The organism is Streptomyces sp. NPDC001604, assembly GCF_042893475.1.
Taxonomy (GTDB): Bacteria; Actinomycetota; Actinomycetes; order Streptomycetales; family Streptomycetaceae; genus Streptomyces.
In genome coordinates, this window is sequence record NZ_JBIAUY010000001.1 from 1,007,505 (window position 1) to 1,032,897 (window position 25,393).

The 25,393-nt window shown below is 70.5% G+C and carries 23 protein-coding genes and 1 tRNA gene; 5 read left to right on the forward strand and 19 right to left on the reverse strand.

The features are described 5' to 3' along the window. Nucleotides 1-106 precede the first annotated feature (106 nt). Both ACFY1E_RS04655 and ACFY1E_RS04660 read right to left on the reverse strand, forming a co-directional pair. Nucleotides 107-493, reverse strand: coding sequence for a type II toxin-antitoxin system death-on-curing family toxin (locus tag ACFY1E_RS04655; protein ID WP_389071333.1), 387 nt, complete (start codon nucleotides 491-493; stop codon nucleotides 107-109). Next, nucleotides 494-691, reverse strand: a complete 198-nt coding sequence (locus ACFY1E_RS04660) for an Arc family DNA-binding protein (protein WP_013003224.1) — start codon at nucleotides 689-691, stop codon at nucleotides 494-496. It abuts the gene before it with no gap. A gap of 214 nt (nucleotides 692-905) precedes the next feature. On the opposite strand from ACFY1E_RS04660, the gene ACFY1E_RS04665 reads away from it, so the two are divergent. Beyond that, nucleotides 906-977 (forward strand) — tRNA-Cys (locus ACFY1E_RS04665). Between the two features lie 86 nt (nucleotides 978-1,063). Here ACFY1E_RS04665 and ACFY1E_RS04670 read toward each other — a convergent pair. The 7 genes from ACFY1E_RS04670 to ACFY1E_RS04700 all read right to left on the reverse strand — a co-directional run bounded on the left by ACFY1E_RS04670 (nucleotide 1,064) and on the right by ACFY1E_RS04700 (nucleotide 10,487). After that, nucleotides 1,064-2,239: an SUKH-4 family immunity protein gene (locus ACFY1E_RS04670; protein ID WP_389071335.1), complete on the reverse strand. Its 1,176-nt coding sequence runs from the start codon at nucleotides 2,237-2,239 to the stop codon at nucleotides 1,064-1,066. 357 nt (nucleotides 2,240-2,596) lie between these two features. Beyond that, entirely contained in the window at nucleotides 2,597-4,906 is a 2,310-nt protein-coding gene (locus tag ACFY1E_RS04675) for a xanthine dehydrogenase family protein molybdopterin-binding subunit (protein WP_389071338.1), read from the reverse strand. Next, nucleotides 4,903-6,678 carry a 2Fe-2S iron-sulfur cluster-binding protein gene (locus tag ACFY1E_RS04680; RefSeq protein ID WP_389071340.1) on the reverse strand — a complete coding sequence of 592 codons (1,776 nt, stop codon included), beginning with the start codon at nucleotides 6,676-6,678 and terminating at the stop codon, nucleotides 4,903-4,905. Before ACFY1E_RS04680 ends, ACFY1E_RS04675 begins: the two co-directional genes overlap by 4 nt. Continuing rightward, on the reverse strand, nucleotides 6,675-7,568 hold the full coding sequence (locus tag ACFY1E_RS04685; protein WP_030943523.1) for a xanthine dehydrogenase family protein subunit M: 894 nt from the start codon (nucleotides 7,566-7,568) through the stop codon (nucleotides 6,675-6,677). The genes ACFY1E_RS04680 and ACFY1E_RS04685 overlap by 4 nt, the downstream gene beginning before the upstream one ends. A gap of 245 nt (nucleotides 7,569-7,813) precedes the next feature. Beyond that, the gene (locus tag ACFY1E_RS04690) at nucleotides 7,814-9,463 is read right to left on the reverse strand and encodes a beta-N-acetylhexosaminidase (RefSeq protein WP_389071342.1); all 1,650 of its coding nucleotides are present in this window, start codon (nucleotides 9,461-9,463) and stop codon (nucleotides 7,814-7,816) included. 139 nt (nucleotides 9,464-9,602) lie between these two features. Continuing rightward, complete coding sequence (locus ACFY1E_RS04695) at nucleotides 9,603-9,884, reverse strand: DUF3039 domain-containing protein (protein WP_078912757.1); 282 nt, start codon at nucleotides 9,882-9,884, stop codon at nucleotides 9,603-9,605. Between the two features lie 30 nt (nucleotides 9,885-9,914). Further along, the gene (locus ACFY1E_RS04700; RefSeq protein WP_266955832.1) at nucleotides 9,915-10,487 is read right to left on the reverse strand and encodes a YqgE/AlgH family protein; all 573 of its coding nucleotides are present in this window, start codon (nucleotides 10,485-10,487) and stop codon (nucleotides 9,915-9,917) included. 252 nt (nucleotides 10,488-10,739) lie between these two features. On the opposite strand from ACFY1E_RS04700, the gene murA reads away from it, so the two are divergent. Further along, on the forward strand, nucleotides 10,740-12,080 hold the full coding sequence (gene murA / locus ACFY1E_RS04705) for a UDP-N-acetylglucosamine 1-carboxyvinyltransferase (RefSeq protein WP_389071346.1): 1,341 nt from the start codon (nucleotides 10,740-10,742) through the stop codon (nucleotides 12,078-12,080). A 166-nt stretch (nucleotides 12,081-12,246) separates the two neighbouring features. Here murA and ACFY1E_RS04710 read toward each other — a convergent pair whose 3' ends face one another. The 6 genes from ACFY1E_RS04710 to ACFY1E_RS04735 all read right to left on the reverse strand — a co-directional run bounded on the left by ACFY1E_RS04710 (nucleotide 12,247) and on the right by ACFY1E_RS04735 (nucleotide 19,340). Next, entirely contained in the window at nucleotides 12,247-12,528 is a 282-nt protein-coding gene (locus ACFY1E_RS04710; RefSeq protein WP_007382399.1) for an HU family DNA-binding protein, read from the reverse strand. 344 nt (nucleotides 12,529-12,872) lie between these two features. Further along, on the reverse strand, nucleotides 12,873-14,285 hold the full coding sequence (locus ACFY1E_RS04715; protein WP_389071349.1) for an NAD-dependent malic enzyme: 1,413 nt from the start codon (nucleotides 14,283-14,285) through the stop codon (nucleotides 12,873-12,875). Between the two features lie 324 nt (nucleotides 14,286-14,609). After that, on the reverse strand, nucleotides 14,610-16,988 hold the full coding sequence (locus tag ACFY1E_RS04720; RefSeq protein WP_389071352.1) for a HelD family protein: 2,379 nt from the start codon (nucleotides 16,986-16,988) through the stop codon (nucleotides 14,610-14,612). 92 nt (nucleotides 16,989-17,080) lie between these two features. Then, the gene (locus tag ACFY1E_RS04725; RefSeq protein ID WP_389071354.1) at nucleotides 17,081-17,902 is read right to left on the reverse strand and encodes an anti-sigma factor family protein; all 822 of its coding nucleotides are present in this window, start codon (nucleotides 17,900-17,902) and stop codon (nucleotides 17,081-17,083) included. Beyond that, nucleotides 17,902-18,423: a sigma-70 family RNA polymerase sigma factor gene (locus ACFY1E_RS04730; RefSeq protein WP_010039908.1), complete on the reverse strand. Its 522-nt coding sequence runs from the start codon at nucleotides 18,421-18,423 to the stop codon at nucleotides 17,902-17,904. The genes ACFY1E_RS04725 and ACFY1E_RS04730 overlap by 1 nt, the downstream gene beginning before the upstream one ends. Nucleotides 18,424-18,740: 317 nt before the next feature. Next, nucleotides 18,741-19,340, reverse strand: coding sequence for a CGNR zinc finger domain-containing protein (locus tag ACFY1E_RS04735; RefSeq protein ID WP_389071357.1), 600 nt, complete (start codon nucleotides 19,338-19,340; stop codon nucleotides 18,741-18,743). Nucleotides 19,341-19,528: 188 nt separating this feature from the next. Here ACFY1E_RS04735 and ACFY1E_RS04740 point away from each other — a divergent pair, with 188 nt between their 5' ends. Continuing rightward, nucleotides 19,529-20,023, forward strand: coding sequence for a DUF1772 domain-containing protein (locus ACFY1E_RS04740; RefSeq protein WP_389071358.1), 495 nt, complete (start codon nucleotides 19,529-19,531; stop codon nucleotides 20,021-20,023). A 100-nt stretch (nucleotides 20,024-20,123) separates the two neighbouring features. Here the strand turns inward: ACFY1E_RS04740 and ACFY1E_RS04745 are convergent, their stop codons facing one another. Continuing rightward, entirely contained in the window at nucleotides 20,124-21,284 is a 1,161-nt protein-coding gene (locus ACFY1E_RS04745; protein WP_389071361.1) for a uroporphyrinogen-III synthase, read from the reverse strand. Between the two features lie 116 nt (nucleotides 21,285-21,400). Then, nucleotides 21,401-22,780 (reverse strand): nitrate/nitrite transporter, encoded by a 1,380-nt coding sequence (locus tag ACFY1E_RS04750; protein WP_389071363.1) that lies wholly within the window; start codon nucleotides 22,778-22,780, stop codon nucleotides 21,401-21,403. Nucleotides 22,781-23,107: 327 nt separating this feature from the next. Between ACFY1E_RS04750 and ACFY1E_RS04755 the strand changes: the two genes are divergently transcribed. Beyond that, nucleotides 23,108-23,494: a type II toxin-antitoxin system RelE/ParE family toxin gene (locus ACFY1E_RS04755; RefSeq protein ID WP_389071366.1), complete on the forward strand. Its 387-nt coding sequence runs from the start codon at nucleotides 23,108-23,110 to the stop codon at nucleotides 23,492-23,494. Beyond that, nucleotides 23,491-23,808: a helix-turn-helix domain-containing protein gene (locus ACFY1E_RS04760; protein ID WP_389071368.1), complete on the forward strand. Its 318-nt coding sequence runs from the start codon at nucleotides 23,491-23,493 to the stop codon at nucleotides 23,806-23,808. The genes ACFY1E_RS04755 and ACFY1E_RS04760 overlap by 4 nt, the downstream gene beginning before the upstream one ends. Before the next feature lie 47 nt (nucleotides 23,809-23,855). Here ACFY1E_RS04760 and ACFY1E_RS04765 read toward each other — a convergent pair whose 3' ends face one another. Together ACFY1E_RS04765 and ACFY1E_RS04770 are read right to left on the reverse strand one after the other, a co-directional pair. Beyond that, on the reverse strand, nucleotides 23,856-24,470 hold the full coding sequence (locus ACFY1E_RS04765) for a Uma2 family endonuclease (protein ID WP_389071371.1): 615 nt from the start codon (nucleotides 24,468-24,470) through the stop codon (nucleotides 23,856-23,858). Between the two features lie 96 nt (nucleotides 24,471-24,566). Further along, nucleotides 24,567-25,319 (reverse strand): helix-turn-helix domain-containing protein, encoded by a 753-nt coding sequence (locus ACFY1E_RS04770; protein WP_389071373.1) that lies wholly within the window; start codon nucleotides 25,317-25,319, stop codon nucleotides 24,567-24,569. Between the last annotated feature and the right edge of the window lie 74 nt (nucleotides 25,320-25,393).

The window sequence follows — 25,393 nt, forward strand, 5'->3', positions numbered from 1 at the left end:
GGTGGTTGGGGCGGCTCGGCTGGGTATGACAACCGGGCCACCCTACCGGCGGGCCGACGCAGCCAACGCGCGAACATGGCCGGGCCGCCCGCGGGTGGGACTCACGTCACATCGCGTCGTGGAGCGCCCTCAGACGGAGAGCGATCAGCGCCACGTCCTCCAGGCCGCCGGACGCCACCTCGATCACGAGCTTGTACGCCTCGTCCTGATCGACGTCGAGCATCTCCGTGCCGTTGACGTCGAGAAAGACGACGGTGCACATCCATCCCATGCGCTTGTTGCCGTCCACCAGTGGACGGTTCAGAACTAGCGACTGAAGCAGTGCCGCAGCCTTCTCGAAGAGGTCCGTGTACGCCTCCACGCCGAACATCTGCGACTGCGGACGGTGGACGGCCGAGGTGAGCAGACCCAGGTCACGCACGGCAACCTGCGTCTGCTCCCCGCACGCCAGCTCCGCCAGGTCCAGGACCTCCTGGACCGTGAGGTACTTCATCTACTCTCCCAGCCTCCGCAGCAGATCGGCGTGGCCCGCCGCGTACTTCGCCCCCAGCCGACGGACGGTGGCGCGGTCCGCTTCCTGCTCCAGATACCGGTCGATCGCTTGAAGCACTATGGCGTGCATGCTGCGCCCCTCCTCCTCGGCACGCAGCTTGAGCGCCTCCTGCTGGTCGTCGCGCAGACGAAGGTTCATAGCCATACCATGACGGTACCACTGTTGGGGCCACTTTGGTACCAGACGGGCGGCCGACGCAATCGCGTACTCACCCAAGCCTGCAGCCACCCGTTCATGAACGCCGTATGGCAGTCCCGTTGCAGCCCCCGTGTTTCCCTTGAGCCCCCTCCCGGCCCCGCCGTACGGTCGTTTCACCGAGTTCGGAACGGAGCCAGGCGCTCCGCATCGACACGGCCGTGTGCCCGAGTGGCTTAGGGACTCGCCTGCAAAGCGAGGTACGTGGGTTCAATTCCCGCCACGGCCTCTTCCTGCCTGACCAGGCAAAACGACAGGGCGGCATCCGCTGAGGGTGCCGCCCTCAGCGTGTTCCGGCCCACTCCCCGTTCGCGGTCACAGAACCCCGCCCGCCTCGTCCTGGAACGCCTCCGTCCAGTAGTGCCGGCCGGGCTCCGTCGTGAGGGTGGTCGGGTCGATGGTCGACAGGGTGTGGATCATCGTCGTGGCCAGTTGGTCGTAGGCCTCGGTCGTCAGCTCGCCTGCCAGGTCCTCGTCGATGGCCCTCTCGCGGTGCAGGAGCCAGAGGGTGAAGGCCAGGGTGGAGACGTCCGTGTTCAGCGGGTACAGGGTGGCGTCGGGCTCGCTCCAGTTGAGGACCGCGCCCGTTTCGCCGTCGACCACCAGGCTGTTGTCCTCGATGAGATGGCCGAGCCGTATCAAGTGGGAAGCCCTGTGCGGGAGTCGGGCGGGATCGAAGCCGTCCGGGCCCTGGTAGGCGTAGTGCTCGGCCAGGGTCGGCAGGGGGACGTCCGTGTCCAGGTGGAAGAGCACGCCGTCCTCCGGCAGGCCCGTGTCGCGCAGGAAGCGGCGGGTCGGCTCGTGCGTGAGGGTGGAGGGGAAGTCGACGTCCTCGAAGCGCCACACCTTGCCGTGGCCGAACTCCCCGTCCAGCAGGCGGGCGGGGAGGTCGAGAGCGAGGCCGGAGGCCGTTCCCGGACCCGCCACCAGGGACAGGGGGCGGATCAGGGCCGCCATCTTCCAGAACGGCGGCACCTCGCCGTCCGTGCCCTCCTCGAACACCGCCAGCAGATGACGGGACGCCTCCGCCGCCGCCTTCGGGCCGAAGCGGCCGGCGTAGGACGCGAACTTGCCGCGCAGCCCCGCCAGTTCGTCCGCCGCCGTCGCGAACCTCACCAGCGTGCCGAGCGACGGGGCCAGCGGGCGGCTGTCCATCAGGTCGGGACGGTCGTGCAGGAAGTACGTCGTCGCGATCTCCCCCGTCGCGCCGTCCAGCAGCACCGACTCCGTCTCCAGGCCCCGGGGGTCGAGCAGCGCACCTATGACCAGCTGGTCCCGCAGCTCCGCCGCCAGCCGGCGGTCGGGGTCGCCCGTGGAGTCCCCGACCGTCCGCAGGCCTTCACGGACCAGCTCCTCGAAGGTGAACAGGCCGCTGTCGCCCGGCAGTCCGGGCCCCGTCAGCCAGCGGCGCGTCGCCCCGTGCGTGACGTACGGATCGAGTTGGTCCTCGGTCAGCGTGATCACCGCCGTGGCGGCACCGGTCGTGCTCATTGCATCCCCCGAATGTGCTTCGTCACATGTGCCTCGGCGCATGTGTCTGCTCACAGTCCCCGTGCGGGGCGCGGCCGGGCAGGCGTCGTCGCGCCGTACGACTCCGGCGGCCGTCCCCACTGCTCAGAACAGTACGCCCCGCCACTGACAACGCCCCGGACCACAGGACACCCCGGACCACAGGACGCTCAAGGCACCCTCGCCCGTTCCCGCCCCGGAGCTGCGCCTCCCACGCTGCCTCAAAGGCGTGGGGGGACCCCCACGGCCAGCGCCTGCGCCACCGCCGACTTGCCGGACGCGATCACGCCGGTGATGACGACGACGCCCCTCACGCGAAGTACACGCCACCCGGCACGGTCACCGGTCGGTCACCACGGCGGCCTGCGGTCTTATCGGGAGCCGGTTCACCGGGCGGCCCGTGGCGGCCCGTACGGCGGAGGCGATGGCGGCCGGGGAGGTGACCACCGGCACCGCGCTGACGGCCTTCGCGCCGAAGGGTGCGACCACGTCGCGTTCCTCGACGAGCTTGACGATCCGGATGTCGGGTGCGTCCAGGGCGGTCGGCAGGGCGTAGCCCGTCAGGTCGGGGTGGCGGATCAACCCGCGCGCGGTGCGCAGGTTCTCCGTCAAGGCGATGCCCACTCCCTGCGTCACGCCCGCCTCGATACGGGCGGCCAGCTGGGCCGGGTTGAGGACCCGGCCGACGTCCTGGGCGAGCGCCAGCTCCACGACCCGTACCGAGCCGAGTTCGATGTCGACGTCGACGACCGCGCGGATCGCGCAGAACGCCATGCCGACGAAGGCATCACCCTGACCGGCCTCGTTCAGCGGCTCCGTGGGGTGCGGTCGGCACTGGGCCGTGGCCCACAGTTCCTTGCCGTCCATCGCCTCGGTGACGGTGGTCGACAGGACACCGTCGTACGAGGTGATCTTGCCGTCGGTGATCTGGAGCAGCTCGGTCGACATGCCGAACTTGTGCGCCAGGGGCTGCAGCAGCTGCGTGCGGACCATCTTGGCCGCGCGCTCCACCGCGCCGCCGGACACCCAGGTGTGGCGGCCGCGGCAGCCCGCGCCCGCGGGCGGCTGGTCGGTGTCGACGGGCGCCACGTGCACCTCGTCGATGCCGAGGGTCTCCTGGACGATCTGGCGGGCCAGCGTGGTGAATCCCTGGCCGGTCTCGACGGCCGCGCAGAGCACGGTCGCCACGCCGTCCTGGACCTTGACCGTCGCGGTGGAGACCTCGTCGGCCCCCTCCGCGCCGAGCATGTGCACCATGCCCAGGCCGTAGCCCACGCCCCGGCGCACCGCGCCCGGTTCGCCCGCGCCCTCGGGGCCGCCGGGCAGCAGCCACTCGTCCTCGGGGGTGTCCTTGGGCAGCGGGGGGAGCGGGAAGTCGCGGACGGCCTGCAACAGCTCCGCCACCGGGGCCGGGCAGGTCACCGTCTGGCCCGTCGGGAGTACGTCCCCGGTGGCCATCACATTGCGCAGGCGCAGTTCCGCCGGGTCCATGCCCAGCTTCTTCGCCAGCTTGTCCATCTGGGCCTCGTAGGCGGCGCACACCTGCATCGCGCCCTCGCCGCGCACATGGCCGGAGGGCGGGTTGTTGGTGCGTACGGCCCAGCCCTCGATGAAGGCGTTCGGAACGACATAGGGGCCGCAGGCGAAACCGACGGCGGCCGCGAGGGCCTCGGAGGACGTGTCGGCGTACGCGCCCGCGTCGAGGAGGATCTGCGCCTCGACCTTCACCAGCCGGCCCTCGGCGTCGGCGTGGTGCCGGTAGCGCAGGAGGGTCGGGTGCCGGTGCGTGTGCCCCAGGAAGGACTCTTCGCGCGTCGCGGTGAGTTTCACCGGGCAGCCGGTCTTCAACGCCAGCAGGCCCAGCGGGAGTTGGAAGCCCTGGTCCTCGCGGTCGGCCGTGGCGCCGGGGACTCCGGTGACGACGATCTTGACGCGTTCGGGTTCGAGGCCGTAGCAGGCGGCGGCGGTGTCCCGGTCCGCGTGCGGGTCGGTGGAGGCGAGGTACAGCTCGACGCCGCCGTCGGGGCGGGGCACGGCGAGGCCGGCCTCGGCGCCGATGGGGGCCGGGTCCTGGCGGCCGATGCGGTACTGGCCCTCGACGACGATCTCGCCCGCCGCCTCCGGGTCGCCGTGCCGCAGCGGGATGTGCCGGATCAGGTTGCCGTCGGGGTGCAGCGGCTCGGCCTCGAAGGCCAGCTCGGGGTCGGTCACCGGGTCGAGTACTTCGTACTCGACGATGACGGCCGCGGCGGCCATCCGCGCGGTGTCCGGGTGGTCGGCGGCGACGGCGGCGATGGGCTCGCCGTGGTGGCGCACGACGTCGGAGGCGAACACGGGCCGGTCGGCGTTGCGGCGGCCGTGGCGGGCGGTGCCCGGCACGTCCTCGTGCGTGACGACGGCCCGTACGCCCGGCATCTCGCGCGCGTGGGACGTGTCGATGGACACGATGCGCGCGTGCGGGTGCGGGGAGCGCAGTACGGCGGCCCACAGCAGGCCCTCGGCCCACAGGTCCGCCGCGTACGGGAACGTGCCCTCGGTCTTGGCACGGGTGTCGGCGGCCGGCAGGGAGGCGCCGAGGCCGTGCGGCAGCTGCTCGGGAGCGGGTGCGGCCTCCGCGGCGGTGGTCGCGGTGGCGGCTTCGTTGCTCACGCCTGGCCTCCGTCCTGTCCGTACGCCTGGTCATGGGGTCCCGACGGCGCGGGGAACCCGGGTGACTCGAACGCCGACGCGTTGACACCGCCGGCTCCGGGACCCGCCTGGTGAGGGATACGTGCCTCGTCGCCGTCCTGTTCGGAGGCGTCGCCTTCGGAGTGCGCCTCGCGTTCGGCGACGACCTCCTGGACGGCCTGCACGACGCCCCGGTAGCCGGAGCAGCGGCACAGGTTGCCGCACAGGGCCTGGCGGGTCTCCAGCTCGGTCGGCGCCGGGTTGCCCTCCAGCAGGTCGTGCACGGTCATCGCCATGCCGGGCACGCAGAAACCGCACTGCACGGCGCCGCACCGGGCGAGCGCGCGCTGCACGTCCGAGGGCTGTCCGTCGACGGCGAGGCCCTCGACGGTACGGACCTCGCTGCCGGCGGCGGTCACCGCGGGTACCAGGCAGGAGGCCACGAGGCGGCCGTCGACCTGGACGTTGCAGGCCCCGCACTCGCCCTGGGAGCAACCGTCCTTGGCGCCCGCGAGACCGAGCCGCTCGCGCAGCACGTAGAGCAGCGATTCGCCGATCCAGGCGTCGGAGACGGGGCGCTCGACGCCGTTGACGCGCAGGACGTAGGAGGCGAGAGGGTGCTCCTCGCCGGGGGGCGGCGGGGCCTCGTCGGCGGCTTCGGCACCGGAAGCGTCGGCCGTGTCCGGGGCGACCGAAGCGCCCGAAGTGTCCGGAGAGTCCGGTGCGTTGGGGCCGGCTGATTCGGCGGACGTCCGCGGGGACGATACGGCCTCGTCCGGCCCGGCGTCCGCGGCGGGCTCCACGAGGGGCTCCACGGCCCCCTCAGGCGCCTCTGCGGCCCCCTGGGCACTCTCCGCCGCCCCGGCGGTCTCACCGGGCCCGTGCGCGGGCCGTGAGGCGGCTGCACCGGCGGGTGTCTCCGTGTAGGCGCGTGCGGGCGGAGTTCCGTATTCGTCGGCCCGAGCACCGGACGGCTCGGGATGGTGCGCCCGGGCGTTCTCCGACTCGCGCGCGGCCGCATCCGGCTCCACGGGCGCGTGCGCGGCGCCTGCATGCTCGGCAGACCGGCCGTCGGTGTGGGCGGGGGCCTGCTCGTACGCGTGTCCCGCACCGGCCGCAGGCTCGGCGGCGTGTTCGCGCGCGCGCCCGGAGCCGTCCTCGGGCGCCGCCGGCTCCTCGGTCTGCGGCTGCCCCCAGGGCTGTCCCGCGGCCTCCGTCGCCCAGGGGGCGGGCGCGCCGCCCGGGAGCGTGGCCGGCGGAGTGCCGCCCCACTGCTGGACCAGGGACGAGGTGGTGAACTCGCCCGATTCGTCCGGAAGGTCGCCTCCGGCCACGGGGATCGACCACTGCCCGGTCACATCGTGGCCCGGCGCGGGAGCGGACTCCTGGGGCGCCGTCTCCTCGAAGTTCCACTGCTGGGTGGCCGCGGGGTTGTACGCGAACCGCTCGCCCGTGGTGTCCTGCGGCACGGCGTTGGGGTCGGGCCACCGGGCGCCGTCGGCGGGCGCGGCCCAGTTGCCGGTCGCCGCCGGGTCGGCCCCCGCGCCCGCGCCGGGATCGGGCGTTATCGGCGGCGGCACATAGCCGTGGCCGGGCGCCGCCAGCGGACTGTCGGCGGAGGCCAGGAGGGCGTCGATGCCGCCTTCGGGGAGTTTCACGAAGGCGGTGGCGCCGTCGTCGTAGTCGCCCTGGGGCAGCGGGTCCCAGCGGCCGCCGCCGTGGGGTGTGCCCTCTCCGTGCTGGTCGTCGGTCACGACAGCGCCCTCCCCAGTGCTCGTCGGGCCAGCGCGGCGACGGTGCGCCGCAGGTGCAGTACGGCGGGCGGAAGCTGTTGGACGGTGCCGTCCGGTTCGGGAACGGGGTCGGGGATGCAGGCCGCCGCGACGTACTCGCCGAAGGCGGTCAGCGCCTCCGGGACGATCGTCCGGCCGTTGTCCCAGTCGATGAGCCGGGCGACCCACTGCTCGGCGTCCAGGGGCCTGAGCGGCATCGGCGCTATGGCACCGACGGCGCACCTGACTCCGCGCCGGGCGGGGTCGAGGACGAGCGCGACGGACGCGACCGCGCGTCCGGGGCCGGTCCTGCCGGTCGCCTTCAGGAAGACCTGGGGCGCGTGCAGCAGCGGCACGCGCACGTACCCGATGAGTTCGCCGGCGCGCAGCATGTCGACCGCGGCCAGCAGGTGCGACACCGGGATCTCCCGGCGGGCTCCGCCCGGGCCCGCGATGATCAGTGTCGCCTCCAGGGCGGCCAGCACCGGCAGCGCGTCCCCGGTGGGGGACGCCGAGGCGATGTTGCCGCCCAGGGTGCCCGCGTTGCGGATCTGCGGCGGGCCCGCGGCGCGCGCGGCGGCGGCGAGCGCCGGGATCAGGGCCGCGAAGTCCGGGCGCCCCATGCGCGCGTGTGTGAGCCCGGCGCCGAGCAGGGCGTGTCCGTCCTGGTACTGCCAGCCGCGGATCTCGCTGATCCTGCCGAGACCGACCAGTGCGGCGGGCCTGAGCTGCCCCGAGTTGACGGCTGCCATGAGGTCGGTGCCGCCGGCCACCGGGACGGCGGCGGGCACGGCGGTGAGTGCCGCCACGGCCTCGTCCAGCGTCGTGGGCAGCGTGACGGCCTGCGCCGCCTGCGGTGCGTGCGTGGTCAAAACCGGCTGCCCCTTCCCGCTGCCCCACCTGGTCCCACCTGTGCTGCCGTACGGTACGTGCTGACAGGGCGGACGTGGCAACTCTGGCACATCTTCGCAAGCCCCGAAGACGGGGGTCCGCTAGGAGGCATTCGCCCACTTCACCAGGGAGATGGTCCGTTTTCGTACGGCATCACCGGTGCGCACGAATTGCCACTCTTCGGTGATGCTTACGACGTTTTTGCCTTACCTGTTCGGGGGCTCACCTACCTGTTCGGGGGCGCCCCGCCCAGCGGCCGCCCGAGCACGCCGGGACGCTTCTGCCAGGCCAGTGGCCCGGTCGGCGGCCGGTAGCCCACTCCCAGGGCGTCAAGGCGCCGGTAGTGGACCGCCATCCGCCGCTCGAAGCCGGCGAAGTCCCGTTCCGCCGGGGCCGGGAGCGCACTCCAGGCCACCTCCGAGAAGGCCGAAAGCCGCGGGTACGTCTGGTAGTCCACCCGTGCGGGGTCCTCCATCACCTCGGTCCACACGTTGGCCTGCGTGCCGAGCACGTGTTTCGCCTGGGCGGATGTCAACTCCGGTGGAACGGGCTCGAACCGGTAGACGTCCTCCAGGGTGCGCACGTAGCCGATCGGCACCGGCTCGTCCTCGCCCGCCGCCTGGCGGTGGTCCAAGTACACGTACTGCTCGGGGCACATGACCACGTCGTGGCCGGCCCGGGCCGCGGCGACCCCGCCCCCGTACCCGCGCCAGGACGACACGGCCGCACCCGGCGCGAGCCCGCCCTCCAGGATCTCGTCCCAGCCGATGAGCCTGCGCCCGCGCGCGGTCAGCCACTTGTCGAAGTGACCGATGAACCACGCCTGCAACTCGTCCTCGTCCGCGAGCCCGAGTTCCTTGATGCGGGCCTGCGCGGCCGGCGACTGCCGCCACTGGTCCTTGAGGCATTCGTCACCGCCGACATGGATGAACTCCGACGGAAACAGTCCGAGGAGTTCCTCGAACACCCCCTCGTAGAAACGCAGGGTGTTGTCAGTGGGGGCGAGTACGTTGGCGGAGATCCCCCAGTCGTCCCAGACGGAGAGGGCGGTGTCCCCCTTGGAGGATGCGGTGATGACGTCGGTGTTGCCCAGTTCCGGGTATGCGGCGATGGCGGCCTGTGAGTGGCCGGGTACGTCGATTTCGGGGACCACGGTGATATGCCGCTCGGCGGCGTAGGAGACGATCTCGCGGATGTCGTCCTGGGTGTAGAAGCCACCGTGTGGCTTCTCCTCCCACAGCGGTGAGGCCCGGTGGCCGAATTTCGTGCGCGCCCGCCAGGAGCCGATCTCGGTCAGCCGTGGGTACCTCTTGATCTCGACACGCCAGCCCTGGTCGTCCGTCAAGTGGAAGTGGAGGACGTTGAGTTTGTGCGCGGCCATCAGGTCGAGGTGGCGCAGGACGCCTTCCTTGGGCATGAAGTGCCGGGCGACGTCGAGCATGAGACCGCGCCAGCGGAAGCGGGGGGAGTCCTCGACCGTGAGGTGCGGCACGGCCCATGTGCGGTCGCGGTCGAGCGGGGCCCTGCGGTAGGCGTCGGGGCCGAGGAGCTGCCGCAGCGTCTGGGCGCCCCAGAAGACACCGGCTGCGCTGCCGCCCTCGATGAGGACGCCGTTCCGGTCGCTGACGAGGCGGTACTCCTCGGGACCGAGCCCTGGGTCGAGCCGCAGCGCGATGCCGTCGCCGTGTGCGTCGTCGAGTTCCCGCCCCTCCGGCAGGGGCAGCCCGGTGGCCTGCCAGAGGACGGTGCGCAGCCAGCGGCCGACGCCCTCCGTCGCCGTACCGGCGCAGAACCGGGAAGCGTCCGTCAGCCGCACCTCCCCGACGCCGGTGACGACGCTGCGGGGCGCAGGGATCAGTTCCGTCTGTGAAGTCACGTCGGTCCTCGCGGGAAGCGGCTCGACTGCCGGGGCCTCTGCACACGAACCGAGGCCCCGAAAACGCGCCGAAACGCGCCCGGGGCCTCGCCGAGCTCGAACCGGAGGCGGGATCACCTGCCCCGGGCCGAAGGCAGGACTACTTGTCGCCGTCCTTGCCCTTGTCGCCGCCGGCGCCCATGGACTCGTAGATCTCCTTGCACATGGGACACACGGGGTACTTCTTCGGGTCGCGGCCGGGCACCCACACCTTGCCGCACAGCGCCACGACGGGGGTCCCGTCGAGGGCGCTCGCCATGATCTTGTCCTTCTGGACGTAGTGGGCGAAGCGCTCGTGGTCGCCGTCGCCGTGGGACACCTGTGGCGTCGGCTCTACGAGGGTCCCCGTCCCAGTCCCGCGCTCGGGCTCAAGAGTGCTCATAAGTGCCAAGGGTACTGAAGGTCACACGGATCAGTTGAGCGACGGGTCGTCCGGATACGTGGCCACCATCGCCAGCTCGTTGCGCTGGCGGCGCAGTACCTCGCGCCAGAGTCTCTCCGGGGACGGCGAGGAGACGTCACCGGGCTCGGACTCGACCACGTACCAGGCGCCCTCGACCAGCTCGTCCTCCAGCTGGCCGGGGCCCCAGCCGGCGTAACCGGCGAAGATCCTCAGGGAGCCGAGGGCCGAGGCGAGCAGCTCGGGCGGTGCCTCCAGGTCGACCAGACCGATCGCGCCGTGCACTCTGCGCCAGCCCAGCGGCGCCCCGTCGACGGTCGCGCCGCCCGGGATGACGGCGACCCCCAGGGCCGAGTCCAGGGACACCGGGCCGCCCTGGAAGACGACGCCGGGTTCACCCGCGAGATCCGCCCAGCCCTCCAGGATGTCGCCGACGTCCACCGGGGTGGGCCGGTTGAGGACGACACCGAGGGAGCCCTCCTCGTCGTGGTCGAGAAGGAGCACCACCGCACGGTCGAAGTTCGGGTCCGCCAGGGCGGGCGTTGCCACGAGCAACCGCCCTGTGAGCGAGGACACCTCGGTCATGGCAGACATGATCCCGCATCTTGCCTCCGCGTGGGGAGGCAATGGCGGTTACCGGGTGAATGCAGCTCAGGGCGGAATGAAGCGGCCCGGGCGCACGGGAGGGCCGGTGACCCCATGTGCCCACCAGGGAACCGTTCGTGTTGTGACACAGCTATGACGTAGCTGGGCCGCCCTTGGGCTTACAGAAGGGGGGTGGGCGGCGATTACCCTTTCCCTTCTGGCCCCTGCCCCACTCATCGGAACGCGAGATACATGACCGTCAACGACGATGTCCTGCTTGTCCACGGCGGAACCCCGCTGGAGGGCGAGATCCGTGTCCGCGGTGCGAAGAACCTCGTACCGAAGGCAATGGTCGCCGCCCTGCTGGGCAGTGAACCGAGTCGACTGCGCAATGTTCCGGACATCCGGGACGTTCGTGTCGTACGCGGACTGCTGCAGCTGCACGGCGTGACGGTCCGTCCGGGTGAGGAGCCGGGCGAACTGGTGATGGACCCGTCCCATGTGGAAAGCGCGAATGTCGCGGACATCGACGCGCACGCGGGTTCCAGCCGTATCCCGATCCTGTTCTGCGGTCCGCTGCTGCACCGCCTCGGGCACGCGTTCATCCCGGGCCTCGGCGGCTGCGACATCGGCGGACGGCCGATCGACTTCCACTTCGAGGTGCTGCGGCAGTTCGGCGCGCGCATCGAGAAGCGTGCCGACGGACAGTACCTTGAGGCGCCGCAGCGGCTGCGCGGCACGAAGATCCGGCTGCCGTACCCGTCGGTGGGCGCGACCGAGCAGGTACTCCTGACGGCCGTCCTCGCGGAGGGCGTCACGGAGCTCTCGAACGCGGCCGTGGAGCCGGAGATCGAGGACCTGATCTGCGTCCTGCAGAAGATGGGCGCCATCATCGCGATGGACACCGACCGCACCATCCGCATCACCGGTGTGGACCGGCTCGGCGGCTACAACCACCGCGCGCTCCCGGACCGCCTGGAGGCCGCCTCCTGGGCTTCCGCGGCGCTCGCGACCAACGGCAACATCTACGTCCGCGGCGCCCAGCAGCGCTCGATGATGACGTTCCTGAACACCTACCGGAAGGTGGGCGGTGCCTTCGAGATCGACGACGAGGGCATCCGTTTCTGGCACCCCGGCGGCCAGTTGAAGTCCATCGCGCTCGAAACGGACGTGCACCCGGGCTTCCAGACGGACTGGCAGCAGCCGCTGGTGGTCGCGCTGACGCAGGCGACGGGCCTGTCGATCATCCACGAGACGGTCTACGAGTCCCGTCTCGGCTTCACCTCCGCGCTGAACCAGATGGGCGCGCACATCCAGCTCTACCGCGAGTGCCTGGGCGGCTCGGACTGCCGCTTCGGCCAGCGCAACTTCCTGCACTCGGCCGTCGTCTCGGGCCCGACGAAGCTCCAGGGCGCCGACCTGGTCATCCCGGACCTCCGCGGCGGTTTCTCGTACCTCATCGCCGCGCTCGCGGCCCAGGGCACGTCCCGCGTCCACGGCATCGACCTCATCAACCGTGGCTACGAGAACTTCATGGAGAAGCTCGTGGAGCTCGGCGCGAAGGTGGAACTGCCGGGCAAGGCGCTCGGCTGAGCCGCTGTCGTACGAACGCTGATGGGGCGGTCACCCAAGTCCGGGTGACCGCCCCATCGGCGTTGTGGGAGCGCCCCAAAGGGGCGCGGGGAACTGCGCGACCAGCCACGGCGGTCCCGTCAGCCGAGAGACAGCCCGCAGTTACCCGGCGCTCGAAGCGGAGCGCTTACTTGCCCTTCGCGGCTTCCTTCAGCTTGCTGCCCGCGGAGACCTTGACGCTGTAGCCGGCCGGGATCTGGATCGGGTCGCCGGTCTGCGGGTTGCGCGCGGTGCGAGCGGCACGGTGGGTGCGCTCGAAGGTCAGGAAGCCGGGGATGGTGACCTTCTCGTCGCCCTTGGCGACGATCTCGCCGACGGTCTCGGCGAACGCGGCCAGCACGGCGTCGGCGTCCTTGCGGGTCACCTCGGCGCGGTCGGCCAGCGCGGCCACCAGCTCACTGCGGTTCATGTTGTTACTCCCGTGTTCTTCTTGCCGTTGAGGCGTGCCACGCGGCGGAGCCGCATATCGGGCACGGTGAAGCCGATGCTGCCAGGGTCCTCGGAGAGGCCCCGGGCCCGGGTCCGTGGTCAGACCCCTCGCGCCCAGGGACGCATCCTGCCCCTACCTGCGGCGCGAAAGCCAATCCGGCACCCGCAGGAGTCGTGAGAACACCCTTGGGAGTCACACGAAAAGAGGGCCTGAGCCTGGCCGACACGATAAACGGCGACCAGGAGGGTCAGGTTCCACGACGCGCCGGTGCAAGGCCTTGCCGTGGCGATCCTCACAGCCCCGGGAAAGGGCCTCGCAAGCCCTTACGACGCTGCCGCGGCCTTCGCCGCTTCCCGCACCGCACCGGCCACCGCGCCCGCGACCTTGTCGTTGAAGACGCTCGGGATGATGTAGTTCGGGTTCAGCTCGTCCTCGGTCACCACGTCCGCGAGAGCGGTTGCGGCGGCCAGCATCATCTCGGTGTTGACCGTGCGGGACTGGGCGTCCAGCAGACCGCGGAAGACGCCCGGGAAGACCAGCACGTTGTTGATCTGGTTCGGGAAGTCGGAGCGGCCGGTGGCCACAACGGCCGCCGTCTGACGGGCGATTGCCGGGTCGACCTCGGGGTCGGGGTTCGCGAGCGCGAACACGATGGCGTCGTCGGCCATGGCGGCCACGTCGTCGCCGTCGAGGACGTTCGGGGCGGAGACGCCGATGAAGACGTCGGCGCCGCGGACGGCCTCCTTGAGGGTGCCGGTCAGGCCCTCGGGGTTGGTGTTGTCGGCGATCCAGCGCAGCGGCGAGTCGACCGCGGCCTCCCGCAGGTCCTCGCGGCCGGTGTGCACGACGCCGTGGATGTCGGCGACGACGGCGTTCTTGACGCCCGCCGCGAGCAGCAGCTTGAGGATGGCCGTACCGGCCGCCCCGGCGCCGGACATGACGACCCGGATGTTCTCAATTGCCTTGCCGGTGACGCGGAGTGCGTTCGTCAGGGCGGCGAGGACGACGATCGCGGTGCCGTGCTGGTCGTCGTGGAAGACGGGGATGTCGAGGGCCTCGCGCAGCCGCGCCTCGATCTCGAAGCAGCGGGGCGCGGAGATGTCCTCGAGGTTGATGCCGGCGAACCCGGGGGCGATCGCCTTCACGATCTCGACGATCGCGTCGGTGTCCTGGGTGTCGAGGCACAGCGGCCAGGCGTCGATGCCGGCGAACCGCTTGAAGAGGGCCGCCTTGCCCTCCATGACCGGGAGAGCGGCCTTGGGGCCGATGTTGCCGAGGCCCAGCACGGCCGAGCCGTCCGTCACGACCGCAACGGAGTTGCGCTTGATGGTGAGGCGGCGGGCGTCCTCCGGGTTCTCGGCGATCGCCATGCAGACGCGGGCCACACCCGGCGTGTAGATCATGGACAGGTCGTCACGGTTGCGGATGGGGTGCTTCGACGCCATCTCGATCTTGCCGCCGAGGTGCATCAGGAACGTACGGTCGGAGACCTTGCCGAGGGTGACGCCCTCGATGCCGCGCAGCTGCGTGACGATCTCGTCGGCGTGGGCCGTGGAGCTCGCCGCGATGGTGACGTCGATACGGAGTTTCTCGTGGCCGGAGGCGGTCACGTCGAGGCCGGTCACCGAGCCTCCGTGGGACTCTACGGCCGTGGTGATCTGGGAGACCGCGGTTCCGCTCGCGGGCACCTCCAACCGGACCGTAATGGAGTAGGAGACGCTGGGCGCCGTTGCCATGGCCGACTTCCTCTGCTTTCACCGTGACGCTGGGTATGCCGTCCGATGGTCGCACCTACTGCCGAGTAGGCGTTAGCCGCTCCGAGTTGCGATCGTTTTGTTCACAGCAAAAGAGGCCCGCGTCACAGGGTGACGCGGGCCTCTCGATGCTCAGTGGCACCGACCCGCCATGCTCGCCTCGCGGCAAGTGGTCGCTCGTAGCGACGAAGGTTGGGCCCGGGGGCTTGGATCGGGCCGGTGCCACACCCAGGCTAACAAACAGATCCCGTAAGGCCATTCCCGTGCCGAGAGTTCATCCGGTTCTTAACTTCGATGGAGCACGGGCTAGTCCCGGAGCAGGTCGGGGACGGCGTTCGCGTCCGGGGCGTCGCGGTCGGTCGAGACGATGGTCAGCTGCTGGGTCGCGCGGGTGAGGGCGACGTACAGGACCCGCAGGCCGGCCGGGGACTCGTCGGCGATCTCCGCGGGCGAGACGACGACCGTCGCGTCGTACTCCAGGCCCTTCGCCTCCAGGCTGCCCAGGGCCACCACCCGGTCGCCGAGCCCGGCGAGCCAGCGGGCTGCCTCCTCGCGGCGCTGCATGGCGACGACGACGCCGACCGTGCCGTCGACACGGTCGAGGAGACGGGCGGCCTCCTCGCGGACGGACTGCGCGAGGGAGTCCCGCACGACGGTGAAGCGGGGCTTCACACCGGTCGACCGTACGGCCGACGGGGACTTGGCACCCGGCATGGCGAGGGCGAGCACCTTGGAGGCGAGCTCGGCGATCTCGGCCGGGTTGCGGTAGTTGACGGTGAGCTCGAAGCGGCGGCGGGGGCGGGTGCCGAGGGCCTCGTCCCTCGCCTCGGCGGCCTCGTCGGGGTCGGACCAGGAGGACTGGGCCGGGTCGCCGACGACGGTCCAGGTGGCGTGCCGGCCGCGGCGGCCGACCATGCGCCACTGCATCGGGGTGAGGTCCTGGGCCTCGTCCACGATGACGTGGGCGTACTCGGTGCGCTCCTGGGCGAGCCGCTCGGCGCGCTCGCGCTGCGACTCCTCACGCACCGGCATCAGCTCCTCCAGGCCGGTGAGCTGGTCCAGCGGGTCCAGTTCGCGCTTCTTCCTGGGGCGGGCCGGGGTGCCGAGGATCGACTGGAGCTCGTCGAGCATGGCGATGTCGTGCACGGAGTGGCCGTCGCGGCGCAGCGAGCGGGCGACCCTGCGGACCTCGCCCGGGTTGAGGATCCGGCGGGCCCAGCGGCCGAGGCGCCGCTCGTCGGCCATGGCGGCGAGGACCGCCCTGGGCGTGAGCTCGGGCCACCAGGCGTCCAGGAAGGTGAGGAAGCTGTCCTCGCTCGACACGTCCTCGTCGAAGGAGGAGCGCAGTTCGGCGGCCAGCTCCGGGTCGGTGTGGCGGCTCGCCGCGCCCGACTGCGCCCACAGGGCGTCGAGGAGCAGCTTGCGGGCGCGGGGGCGCAGCAGGTTCACCGGCGCGGTGCCGCCGAGCACGGCCTGCCGGATACGGCCCAGCTCGGCGGCCTCCAGCTCCAGACGGCGGCCGAAGGCGACGACCCGCAGACGGGTGGGCGGGCCGGCCGGGGCTGCGGACGCGTCCGTGTCGTCCTCACCGAAGGCGAGCTGACCGGAGGCTGCGCGTCCGGAGTCGGCCGTCGGCCCCAGCTCCAGTGCTCCGCGCGCCGCCTTCCGCAGGACCTTGAGCATGCGGTACGAGCCCTTGGCGCGGGCCGTGGACGGGGAGTCGTAGAGCGTGGCCTCCGCGCCGTCGACGAGCGAGCCGATCGCGCGGATGGCGACCTGGCCCTCCTCGCCGAGGGAGGGGAGGACACCCTCCGTGTAGGCGACGAGCAGGGGGGTCGGGGAGACGATCAGGATGCCGCCCGCGTACCGGCGGCGGTCCTGGTAGAGGAGGTAGGCGGCGCGGTGGAGTGCCACGGCCGTCTTGCCGGTGCCCGGCCCGCCCTCGACATACGTCACCGAGGCGGCGGGGGCGCGGATGACCAGGTCCTGTTCGGCCTGGATGGAGGCGACGATGTCCCGCATGGTGTGGCTGCGGGCCTGGCCGAGGGCGGCCATCAGGGCGCCGTCGCCGATGACGGGCAGCTCGTTGCCGTCGAGGAAGGCCTTGAGCTCGGGACGCATCAGGTCGTCCTCGACGCCGAGCACCTTGCGGCCCTTGGAGCGGATGACACGGCGGCGCACCACCCGGCCGGGGTCGACGGGGGTGGAGCGGTAGAAGGGTGCGGCGGCGGGCGCCCGCCAGTCGATGACCAGCGGCGCGTACTCGGAGTCCAGGACACCGATCCGCCCAATGTGCAGGGTCTCGGCGATGTCGGCGGTGTCGTCGTCCCGCACGGCGCCCTCAGCAGGCTCTACGGCGGTGTAGGCGCCGTCGGGCCCCTTCTTGCCGTCCTTGCCGAGCAGCAGGTCGATGCGCCCGAAGAGGAAGTCCTCGAACTCGTTGTTGAGCCGGTTGAGATGGATTCCCGCCCGGAAGACCTGCGCGTCCCGCTCGGCGAGGGCGCCGGGCGTGCCGACCTGACCGCGCTTGGCCGCGTCGTTCATCAGGAACTCGGCCTCGTGGATCTTCTCCTCGAGACGCCGGTACACCCGGTCGAGGTGTTCCTGTTCGACGCTGATCTCTCGGTCGCGTACGGAGTCGTGATCCGAGCCGACGGCGGTTTCGGGTTGAGCCTGAGCGGCCACCGGGCCCCCTTCTGACGTGCATGGCAGCCGTCAACCGTACGCGAAGGGGACCCGGCAAAGCTACGTAAGCTACGCGTCGATCTCCACGAGAACTACGCGTCGACCTGGACGAGCTTCTTGCCCTGGAAGGTCATGACCTCGAAGTGGTCGATCTCATTGGGCTTGAGGGCCGCGCCGCCCTGGGCGTAGAGCGGTTGCTTCGCCTCCTCGGTCTTGCCGTTCGGGATGCCGTAGCCCCACTTGGGGACCGACCAGGAGGACATGGTCTCGCGCTCGCCGTTCTTGCCGACGGCGATGAGCGAGCACTTCAGCGGGCCCTTGACGTTGCTGAGCTCGACGACACCCCAGGTGCCCCAGTCCTTCTGCTCCATCGCCACGGTCGCCTTGACCTTGGTGGACGCGTCCGTGGCCGAGACCTTGTCGGAGATGGTGCCGAAGGCGGCCTTGGCTCCGGCCGCCAGCGGTGTGGCGGTCGTACCCGAGTCACCGCCGCCGTTGACCGCCATGACACCCAGCGGACCGCCGATGATCAGCGCTGCCGCGGCCGCCACCAGGTAGAAGCCCTTGCGGCGCTTCTGCGCCCGGCGCTCGGCGACCTCGTCGACCAGCTTCTCCGCGAGCCGCGGGCTGGGCCTGGCGGACAGGGACTCCCCGATCGCGGGCGAACCGGTCCCCGGCAGATCCGCGAGGGCGGCGAGCATCGGTTCCATCCCGGCCAGCTCGTCGAGTTGCTGGGCGCACCATTCACAGGTCGCGAGGTGCGCCTCGAAAGCGGTTGCCTCGGCGTCGTCGAGGATGCCGAGAGCGTAGGCGCCGACCGTCTCGTGTTCGCTCGGGCCCGGAGATCCCATCATGGAGCCAGACATACCCGAACCACCTGTACCGAATCCCTGGTTTCCCCCGTAAACACTCATCACGCCGTCACCCCCCGCTCCTCCAGTGCGAGCTTCATCGACCGCAGGGCATAGAACACCCGGGACCGCACGGTGCCACTGGGAATGCCCAGCGTCTCGGCGGCCTCGTTGACGGTACGCCCCTTGAAATACGTCTCGACGAGCACCTCCCGGTGGGCCGGGGTCAGGTCGTCCAGCGCGTCCGACAGCGTCATCAACCACAGCGCCTTGTCGATCTCGTCCTCCGCGGGGATGACCTCCAGCGGCGACGGATCGACCTCCTGCGGCCGGGCCTGCCGGCTGCGGTGGCCGTCGATGACGATGCGGCGCGCGACCGTCACCAGCCAGGGGCGTACAGATCCGGTCGCCCGATTGAGCTGACCGGCGTTCTTCCAGGCACGGATCAATGTCTCCTGGACCACGTCCTCGGCGCGTTGCCGGTCTCCGGCCACCAGGCGCAGTACGTATGCAAGGAGAGGTCCGGCGTGCTCGCGATAGAGCGCACGCATCAGCTCCTCATCAGGTTCCGAGGGCTGGGACATGCGATGTCGGGCCCTCGATCCACGTTCATTGGCCACGACGGAATCCTTGCGCACGCCCACCTCCGATGTCCGGGGGTTCCCCCAGTCGGTCGCTCCTCCACGGGTACGGATGTGGGCCAGGTCATGTTCAACGTGAGATGACAGTTTTCTTCTGAGTGACGTGACGAGGTGGACATGGGCGCACATTCCCACCTCGCGATCTTTACATTTCCGCCACATTGGCGAGATCGCAACCGCTGCCCATGTCACGGATGAGGTAAACGGTGTGTAATCGAAATCACTTCGACGGCTCCTTCGCAGAAGCCGCATACCGGACGTCAGGCGCGCGCCACAGCCGCCCGCCGACGGTGCCGGGCCACCCTTTCCCGGTTCCCACAGACCTCACTGGAGCACCAGCGCCTCCTGCGCCCCCGGGACGAATCCACGTAAACGATCGGGCAGTTGTCCCCCTCGCACTGCCGCAGTCCCGCCCGCGCGACGGGGTCCGTGAGGAGCTCCACGGCGTCCCGGGCGATGGCGGCGAGCAGCGCCGCGCACTCGGGCGGGCCGTCCACCTCGCGTACGAGCGAGCCGTCCTCGCCGCGCACGGCGCGTGGGGCGGGAGGTGAGACACGGGCGATCTCGTTCACACGGGCGAGCGCGAGGTCGTACGACGGCCGAAGCGCTGCCGGTGCGAGTCCCGCGTGCACCAACTGTCCGATCTGTCCGCGCAGTTCGCGGAAGCCGACCAGCCAGGAGGGGTCGGCGTGGGCCAGCGGGGTGGTCGCGGGGACCAGTCCTGCCCCGGTGATCCAGGCGCACAGCACCTCGAGGGAGTCGAACCGCTCCTCGGGGTGGGTGGTGGCGAGGAGGTCGAGACAGATCCGCCCGGCGTCGAACCGCAGCTCGTACGCGACCGTGGCCGTACCCAGTGCCATGTGCCTGTCACCGCCTGGCTCGGGAAACCTGAGGGCTGAAGCAACCGATCCCTCTTACAGTGCCTTCCCGCTCGCGCGGCCGGAACCCCTCGTACCGGCGGTGGGCGGGGCGACGGCTGGACGCGCGCTTATGCGGCTGCGCTTCTCGGCGATGTTCCGGGCGCGCCGCCGTCCGTTGACTGGAGAGCATGACAACCCACAGCAGGAGCACGGGATTCGTACTGGGTGCGGCCACGGTCGCGATGGGTCTGATCGCGGGGGTCTACTACATCTTCGCGTGCTGTGTGATGCCGGCGCTGGCCCGCAGCGAGGACCGGGTCTACGTCGAGGTGATGCGGAACATCAACGACGTGATCCAGAACCCGGTGTTCTTCCTCGGTTTCATGGGGGCGCTGCTGCTGACGGCGGTGTCCTCGTGGCAGCTGCGCGGGATGCCGTACCGCTGGTGGGTGTGGGCGGCCCTGGCGTCCTACACGCTCGGCTTCCTCACCACGGTCGCCGTCAACATCCCGCTCAACGACGACCTGGCACACATGAAGGATCCGGCGGCGGCACGGGAGCACTTCGAGCACGTGTGGGTGGCGTGGAATGTGGTGCGGGCGGTTGTGTCGACGGTGGCGGTGGGGTGTTTGGTGCGGGCGCTGCTTCTCTACGGGCGTGAGCCTGTACCGGCATCGGGGTGAGCCACAGGCAGGCTGCGCAACCCGGCGCTGCGGGGGGTGCCGCCTTTCTTTGGGTCGGGAGCCGCCCCAGCGGCACGACTGCCCGCAGGCTCGCGCAGGGTCACACGTCCGCGTACTTCGCGTCCGCCGCGGGATCCAGCGCCAGCCGATACCCCCGCTTCACCACCGTCTGGATCAACTTCGGCGCACCGAGAGCCGTCCGCAGCCGGGCCATCGCGGTCTCCACCGCATGCTCGTCCCGTCCGGCACCGGGCAGCGCCCGCAGCAGCTCGGCCCGGGCCACCACCCACCCCGGCCGCCGCGACAGTGCCCGAAGCAGCGACATCCCGGCGGGCGGTACGGGCTTGAGGTCGCCGTCGACGAGGACCGCGTGGCCGCGGATCTCCACCCGGTGCCCGGCGATGGGCAGGGACCGCGCCCGGTTCGGAAGCTCCTGGCACAGCAACTGGACGAGCGGGCCGAGCCGGAAGCGTTCGGGCTGGACCGTGTCGATGCCGTGGGCCTGCAGCGGCAGCGCGGTGACCGGGCCCACACAGGCCGGCAGGACGTCGTGGTGGAGGGCGGCGAGCAGCTCGGGCAGCAGCCCGCGCTCCTCGGCCCGGTTCAGCAGCGACACGGCGGCGGGCGCGCTGGTGAAGGTGATCGCGTCAAGGCCCCGGGAGACGGCCGCGTCCAGCAGCCGGTCCAGCGGCGCCAGGTCCTCCGGCGGCATCCACCGGTACACCGGCACCCCGACGACCTCCCCTCCCGCGGCCCGCAGCGCCTCCACGAACCCCGGCAGCGGCTCACCGTGCAGCTGTACGGCGATACGGCGCCCGTCGACGCCCTCCTCGAGCAGCCGGTCCAGCACCTCGGCCATGGACTCGCTCGACGGCGACCACTCCTCGGTCAGCCCGGCGGCCCGTATCGCACCCTTGACCTTGGGCCCGCGCGCCAGCAGCTCCACGTGCCGCAGCCGGTCGAGGAGCGGCTCGCCGAGCCCCCATCCCTCGGCGGCCTCGACCCACCCGCGGAATCCGATGGCGGTCGTGGCCACCACCACGTCCGGCGCCTGGTCGATCAGGTCCTTCGTCGCCGCCAGCAGTTCGCTGTCGTCGGCGAGCGGCACGATGCGCAGGGCGGGTGCATGCAGGACGGCGGCTCCCCGTCGCTGCAGCAGCGCGCCCAGCTCGTCGGCACGGCGGGCGGCGGTCACGCCCACCGTGAATCCGGCCAGCGGGCTTTGCCGGCCCGGGTCTGGTCGCTGCTGTTCCTCGTACATGGCTCTCGTCCCGAACTCGAGTCGTCGTACATGCAGTAGTGCGGTAACTACATGCCGAACGAGCCTGTCAACGGTGCGTGACAGGCTCGGTTCGGCTTCATGTCGCCGGTGTTACGTCACACCTCGGCGTAGCTGAGCTGCGGCTTCGCCTCTGCGGCGGCTTCGGACTGCGCCGCCGCGGCAGGGCGGCGAAGGTATACGGCCCAGGTGACACCGAAGCAGAGGGCGTAGTAGCCGAGGAAGGCGACGAACGCGCCGGTGCCGGAGCCGTAGGAGAGGAAGGACTGCCGGAAGGCGAGGTTGATGCCGACGCCGCCGAGCGCGCCGACCGCGCCGATGAGGCCCATGGAGGCGCCGGAGAGCCGGCGCCCGTACTTGGCCGCCTCCTCACCTTCCAGCCCCTTGGCGAGGGCCTTGGTCTGGAAGATGCCGGGGATCATCTTGAACGTGGATCCGTTGCCGATGCCGGTGAGCGAGAACAGGACCGCGAAGGCGACGACGAACAGCGGCAGCGACTTCTGCATGCTGGCGACGACCAGGACGGCGGTCGCAGCGCCCATGGCGATGTAGTTGTAGAGCGTGATCTTCGCGCCGCCGTACTTGTCGGCGAGCCAGCCGCCCACCGGACGGATCAGCGAGCCGAGCAGCGGGCCCATGAAGGTGAGGTAGGTGGCCTGCAGCGGCGTACGGCCGAACTGGTTCGTCAGCACCTGCCCGAAGGCGAAGCTGTAGCCGATGAAGGAGCCGAACGTCCCGATGTAGAGGACGGACATGATCCAGGTGTGGGCGTCCTTCACGGCGTCCTTGGCGGCGCCCGTGTCGTTCTTGACGTTCTCGATGTTGTCCATGAACAGTGCGGCGAGGACGGCCGCGACCACGATCAGCGGGATGTAGATCCCGAGCAGCACGCGCGGCCCGCCGCTCGCGCCGATGACCGCGAGCGCCACGAGCTGGATCGCCGCCACGCCGATGTTGCCGCCGCCCGCGTTGAGCCCGAGCGCCCACCCCTTCTTCCGCAGCGGGAAGAAGGCGTTGATGTTGGTCATCGAGGAGGCGAAGTTGCCGCCGCCGATGCCGGCCAGCAGGCCGATCCAGAGGAAGGTGTCGAAGGACGTGCCCGGCTTCATCACCGCGAACGCGGCGATCGTCGGGATGAGCAGCAGACTGGCCGAGATGATCGTCCAGTTCCGGCCGCCGAAGACGGCGACGGCGAAGGTGTAGGGGACGCGGACGACCGCGCCGACCAGGGTCACCATCGAGGTCAGCAGGAACTTGTCGGCCGGGGTGAGCCCGTACTCCGGGCCCATGAACAGCACGAGCACGGACCACAGGGTCCAGATCGAGAACCCGATGTGCTCGGAGAGGACGGAGAAGTAGAGGTTCCGCTTGGCGACCTTCTCTCCGGTCTCGTTCCAGAAGGTCTCGTCCTCGGGATCCCACTGCTGGATCCAGCGGCCTCCCCTGCTGGGTGCGGGGGCTGTGCTAGGGGCTGTCATGACGCCTCCACGGTGCTCCGGGGCTCGGTCGTGCTTGGGGGCAGATGAGCGGTGATGAGTCCCGAAGGTAGGGAGGCAGCGTTTCCGGCCTGTGGCACTGGGTGACCGGAAGGGAACGTTGCTCTCACCCCGCCGGGAGGGGGGATGAGAGGTTCCGCAGCCGTGCGTTACGAAGAGCTCCGCATCACGGAGAGGTCTCTGTGAAGGGTCGCGGGACACGTCCCGGCACAGATCACCCCACCGGGTGACTCGGATCGGCGTTTCACGCCCGAATGCCGTCAGTACTTCAGGGTACTAGTATGGCTACGTACTACACAAAGGTCACTCATGACCTGGCATCTTGAAATGACAGGGGAGGTGCGCGACTGGCTGCACGCGCTCCGCAAGGAGGACCGCACCACAGCACGTCTCGTGGGTCAGGCGATCGAGGCACTGACTGAAGAAGGCCCTGACCTCGGACGCCCTCTGGTGGATCGGATCAAGGGGTCCTCCCTGCACCACCTCAAAGAACTGCGTCCCGGGTCGAGCGGGAGCACAGAAATTCGCGTCTTGTCCGCTTTCGACCCGGAACGCAACGCCGTCCTGCTGGTCGCGGGTGACAAGTCCGGACGATGGACAGAGTGGTACCGGCACGCGATCCCGCTCGCCGAAGAACGCTATGCCTTGTGGCTGGTTCATCTGGCCCAGCGCCATGAGAAGGGGACACAGAAGTGACCAGTTTCCACTCCTGGGACGAGGGCAAGCACGAGATCTTCGACCCCGACGACCTCGACGAAATCGCTGCCGGAGCCCGCCGCATGGTGGCCGAGGCGCGAGCCCACCGACTGGCTGAGATGCGTCGGCAACTCGGGCTCACACAACGCGAGATCGCCGACCGCATGCATGTGAGGCAGGAGCGGGTCTCCGCCATCGAGCGCGGCAGGACAGCGTCAACAGAATTGGGCACGGTCGCGGCTTACGTCGCAGCCCTGGGCGGGGAGTTGGAGATCGTTGCCAACTTCAACGGGACCCGGGTCGTGGTCGCGTAGGTCCACGACCCGCAGGGCTACCGGGTAGGGGTGCGAGTCACGGACACTCACCGACCGCGGCGGTCGACGGCCGTCAGGTCGATCTCGATGTCGAAGGGCACGGAGACCTTGAGCCTGTCGTGGAAGATGCCGGTCAGGCCGTAGGACTTGGTGGCGGGGTCGAGCTCGTAGACGTACACGACGGGGTATCCCTTGTCCTCGTCCTGCTCGACCCGCCAGAAGTGCGGAACGCCTGCCGCCGCGTACTTGCGGGGCTTGACCTCGCGGTCGCGTTCGCGGGAATCGGCGGAGACGACTTCTACGGCGAGGATGACGTCCTCGGGCTTGTACCAGGTCTGGTCCGGCCCGGTGGTCGCCTCCAGGGGGAGGACCAGGATGTCCGGTTCAGGCCGGTTCTTCGTATCCAGCTTGACCGTCATCTCCCGCATGACATCCAGGTGATCCGGCGCCTGTCCGAGAAGAGTGTGCTCAAGCAGGCGCATGCACCGAACGTGGAATGCGGTCTGCGGACTCATGAAGACGAGACTCCCGTCGATCAACTCCGTGTGCGGCGGGAGGCCCGGAATCCGGTCGAGGTCGTCCGCGGTCCAACCGCCGGCGGGCGGAATCGGCCAGCGGTACGCCAGCTCGTCGGCCGGCCCGTCGTCGGATACGGCGCTCATCGGTGCTCCCATGGGACGGAGTCTCGACTGTCGGTTCAGCGTACCCAGGGGGAATCGTGGCTGCCTCACCTCAATGAGTGATCCGAACCTTGTCCGTCAGCGATCCGAACTTGGCTCCGCGCTGCCGCCCGACCCCGTTTCGGGCCGCGCATGCAGCACGTCCCGGGCCTGGTCCGCCGCGCGGGCGATGCTCTCCGAGACGAAGTCGAGGAAGCGGGCGATGTTCTCCAGGCGGACGGCGGCCGGGGTGCCGGCGCCGAGGACGGAGACGCCCTGCCGTGCGGTCTCGGCGACCTGGGCGGTGCCGCGGACGCTGGCCATCATCGACTGGTACCAGACGTCGGAGTCGACGACGTACCGTTCCCGGCGGCGTGCGTCGCGTTCCCGTCGGATCATGCCCTGTTCCTCGAGGAACGCGACCGCTTTGGAGATGGACGCCGGGCTGACCTGGAGGCGCTGGACGAGTTCGGCGGCGGTGAGGCTGCCGGCGTCGCTGAGGCAGACGGCGGCCAGTACCCGGGCCATCATCTGCGGCGTGCCCGACTGCACGAACACGGTGGCGAGCGTCTCCTCGTAGGCGCGCACCGCCTCGGCGTCACGCCCGTAGGGCTGGGGGGACGCCTGCGAGCTTCGGGGTGCGGCCTGCTTGCGGCGGTGGGCGCGGTGTGCCGTCGCGCGGTGGGCGATCTCGGCGCGGTAGGCGGTGGGGCCGCCGTTGCGCAGCACCTCGCGCGTGACGGTCGAGGTCGGGCGGTCCAGGCGTCGGGCGATCTCCGCGTAGGCGAGGCCGTCGGCCAGCCCGAGCGCGATCTGCTGGCGGTCCTGCTGGGTGAGCCTGCCTCCCGGCATCGTCTTCTCCTTCGTACGCCCGCTTCGGCGCCCCCACTCTAGCGTTCACCTTCATTCCATTGCAACGATCAAAG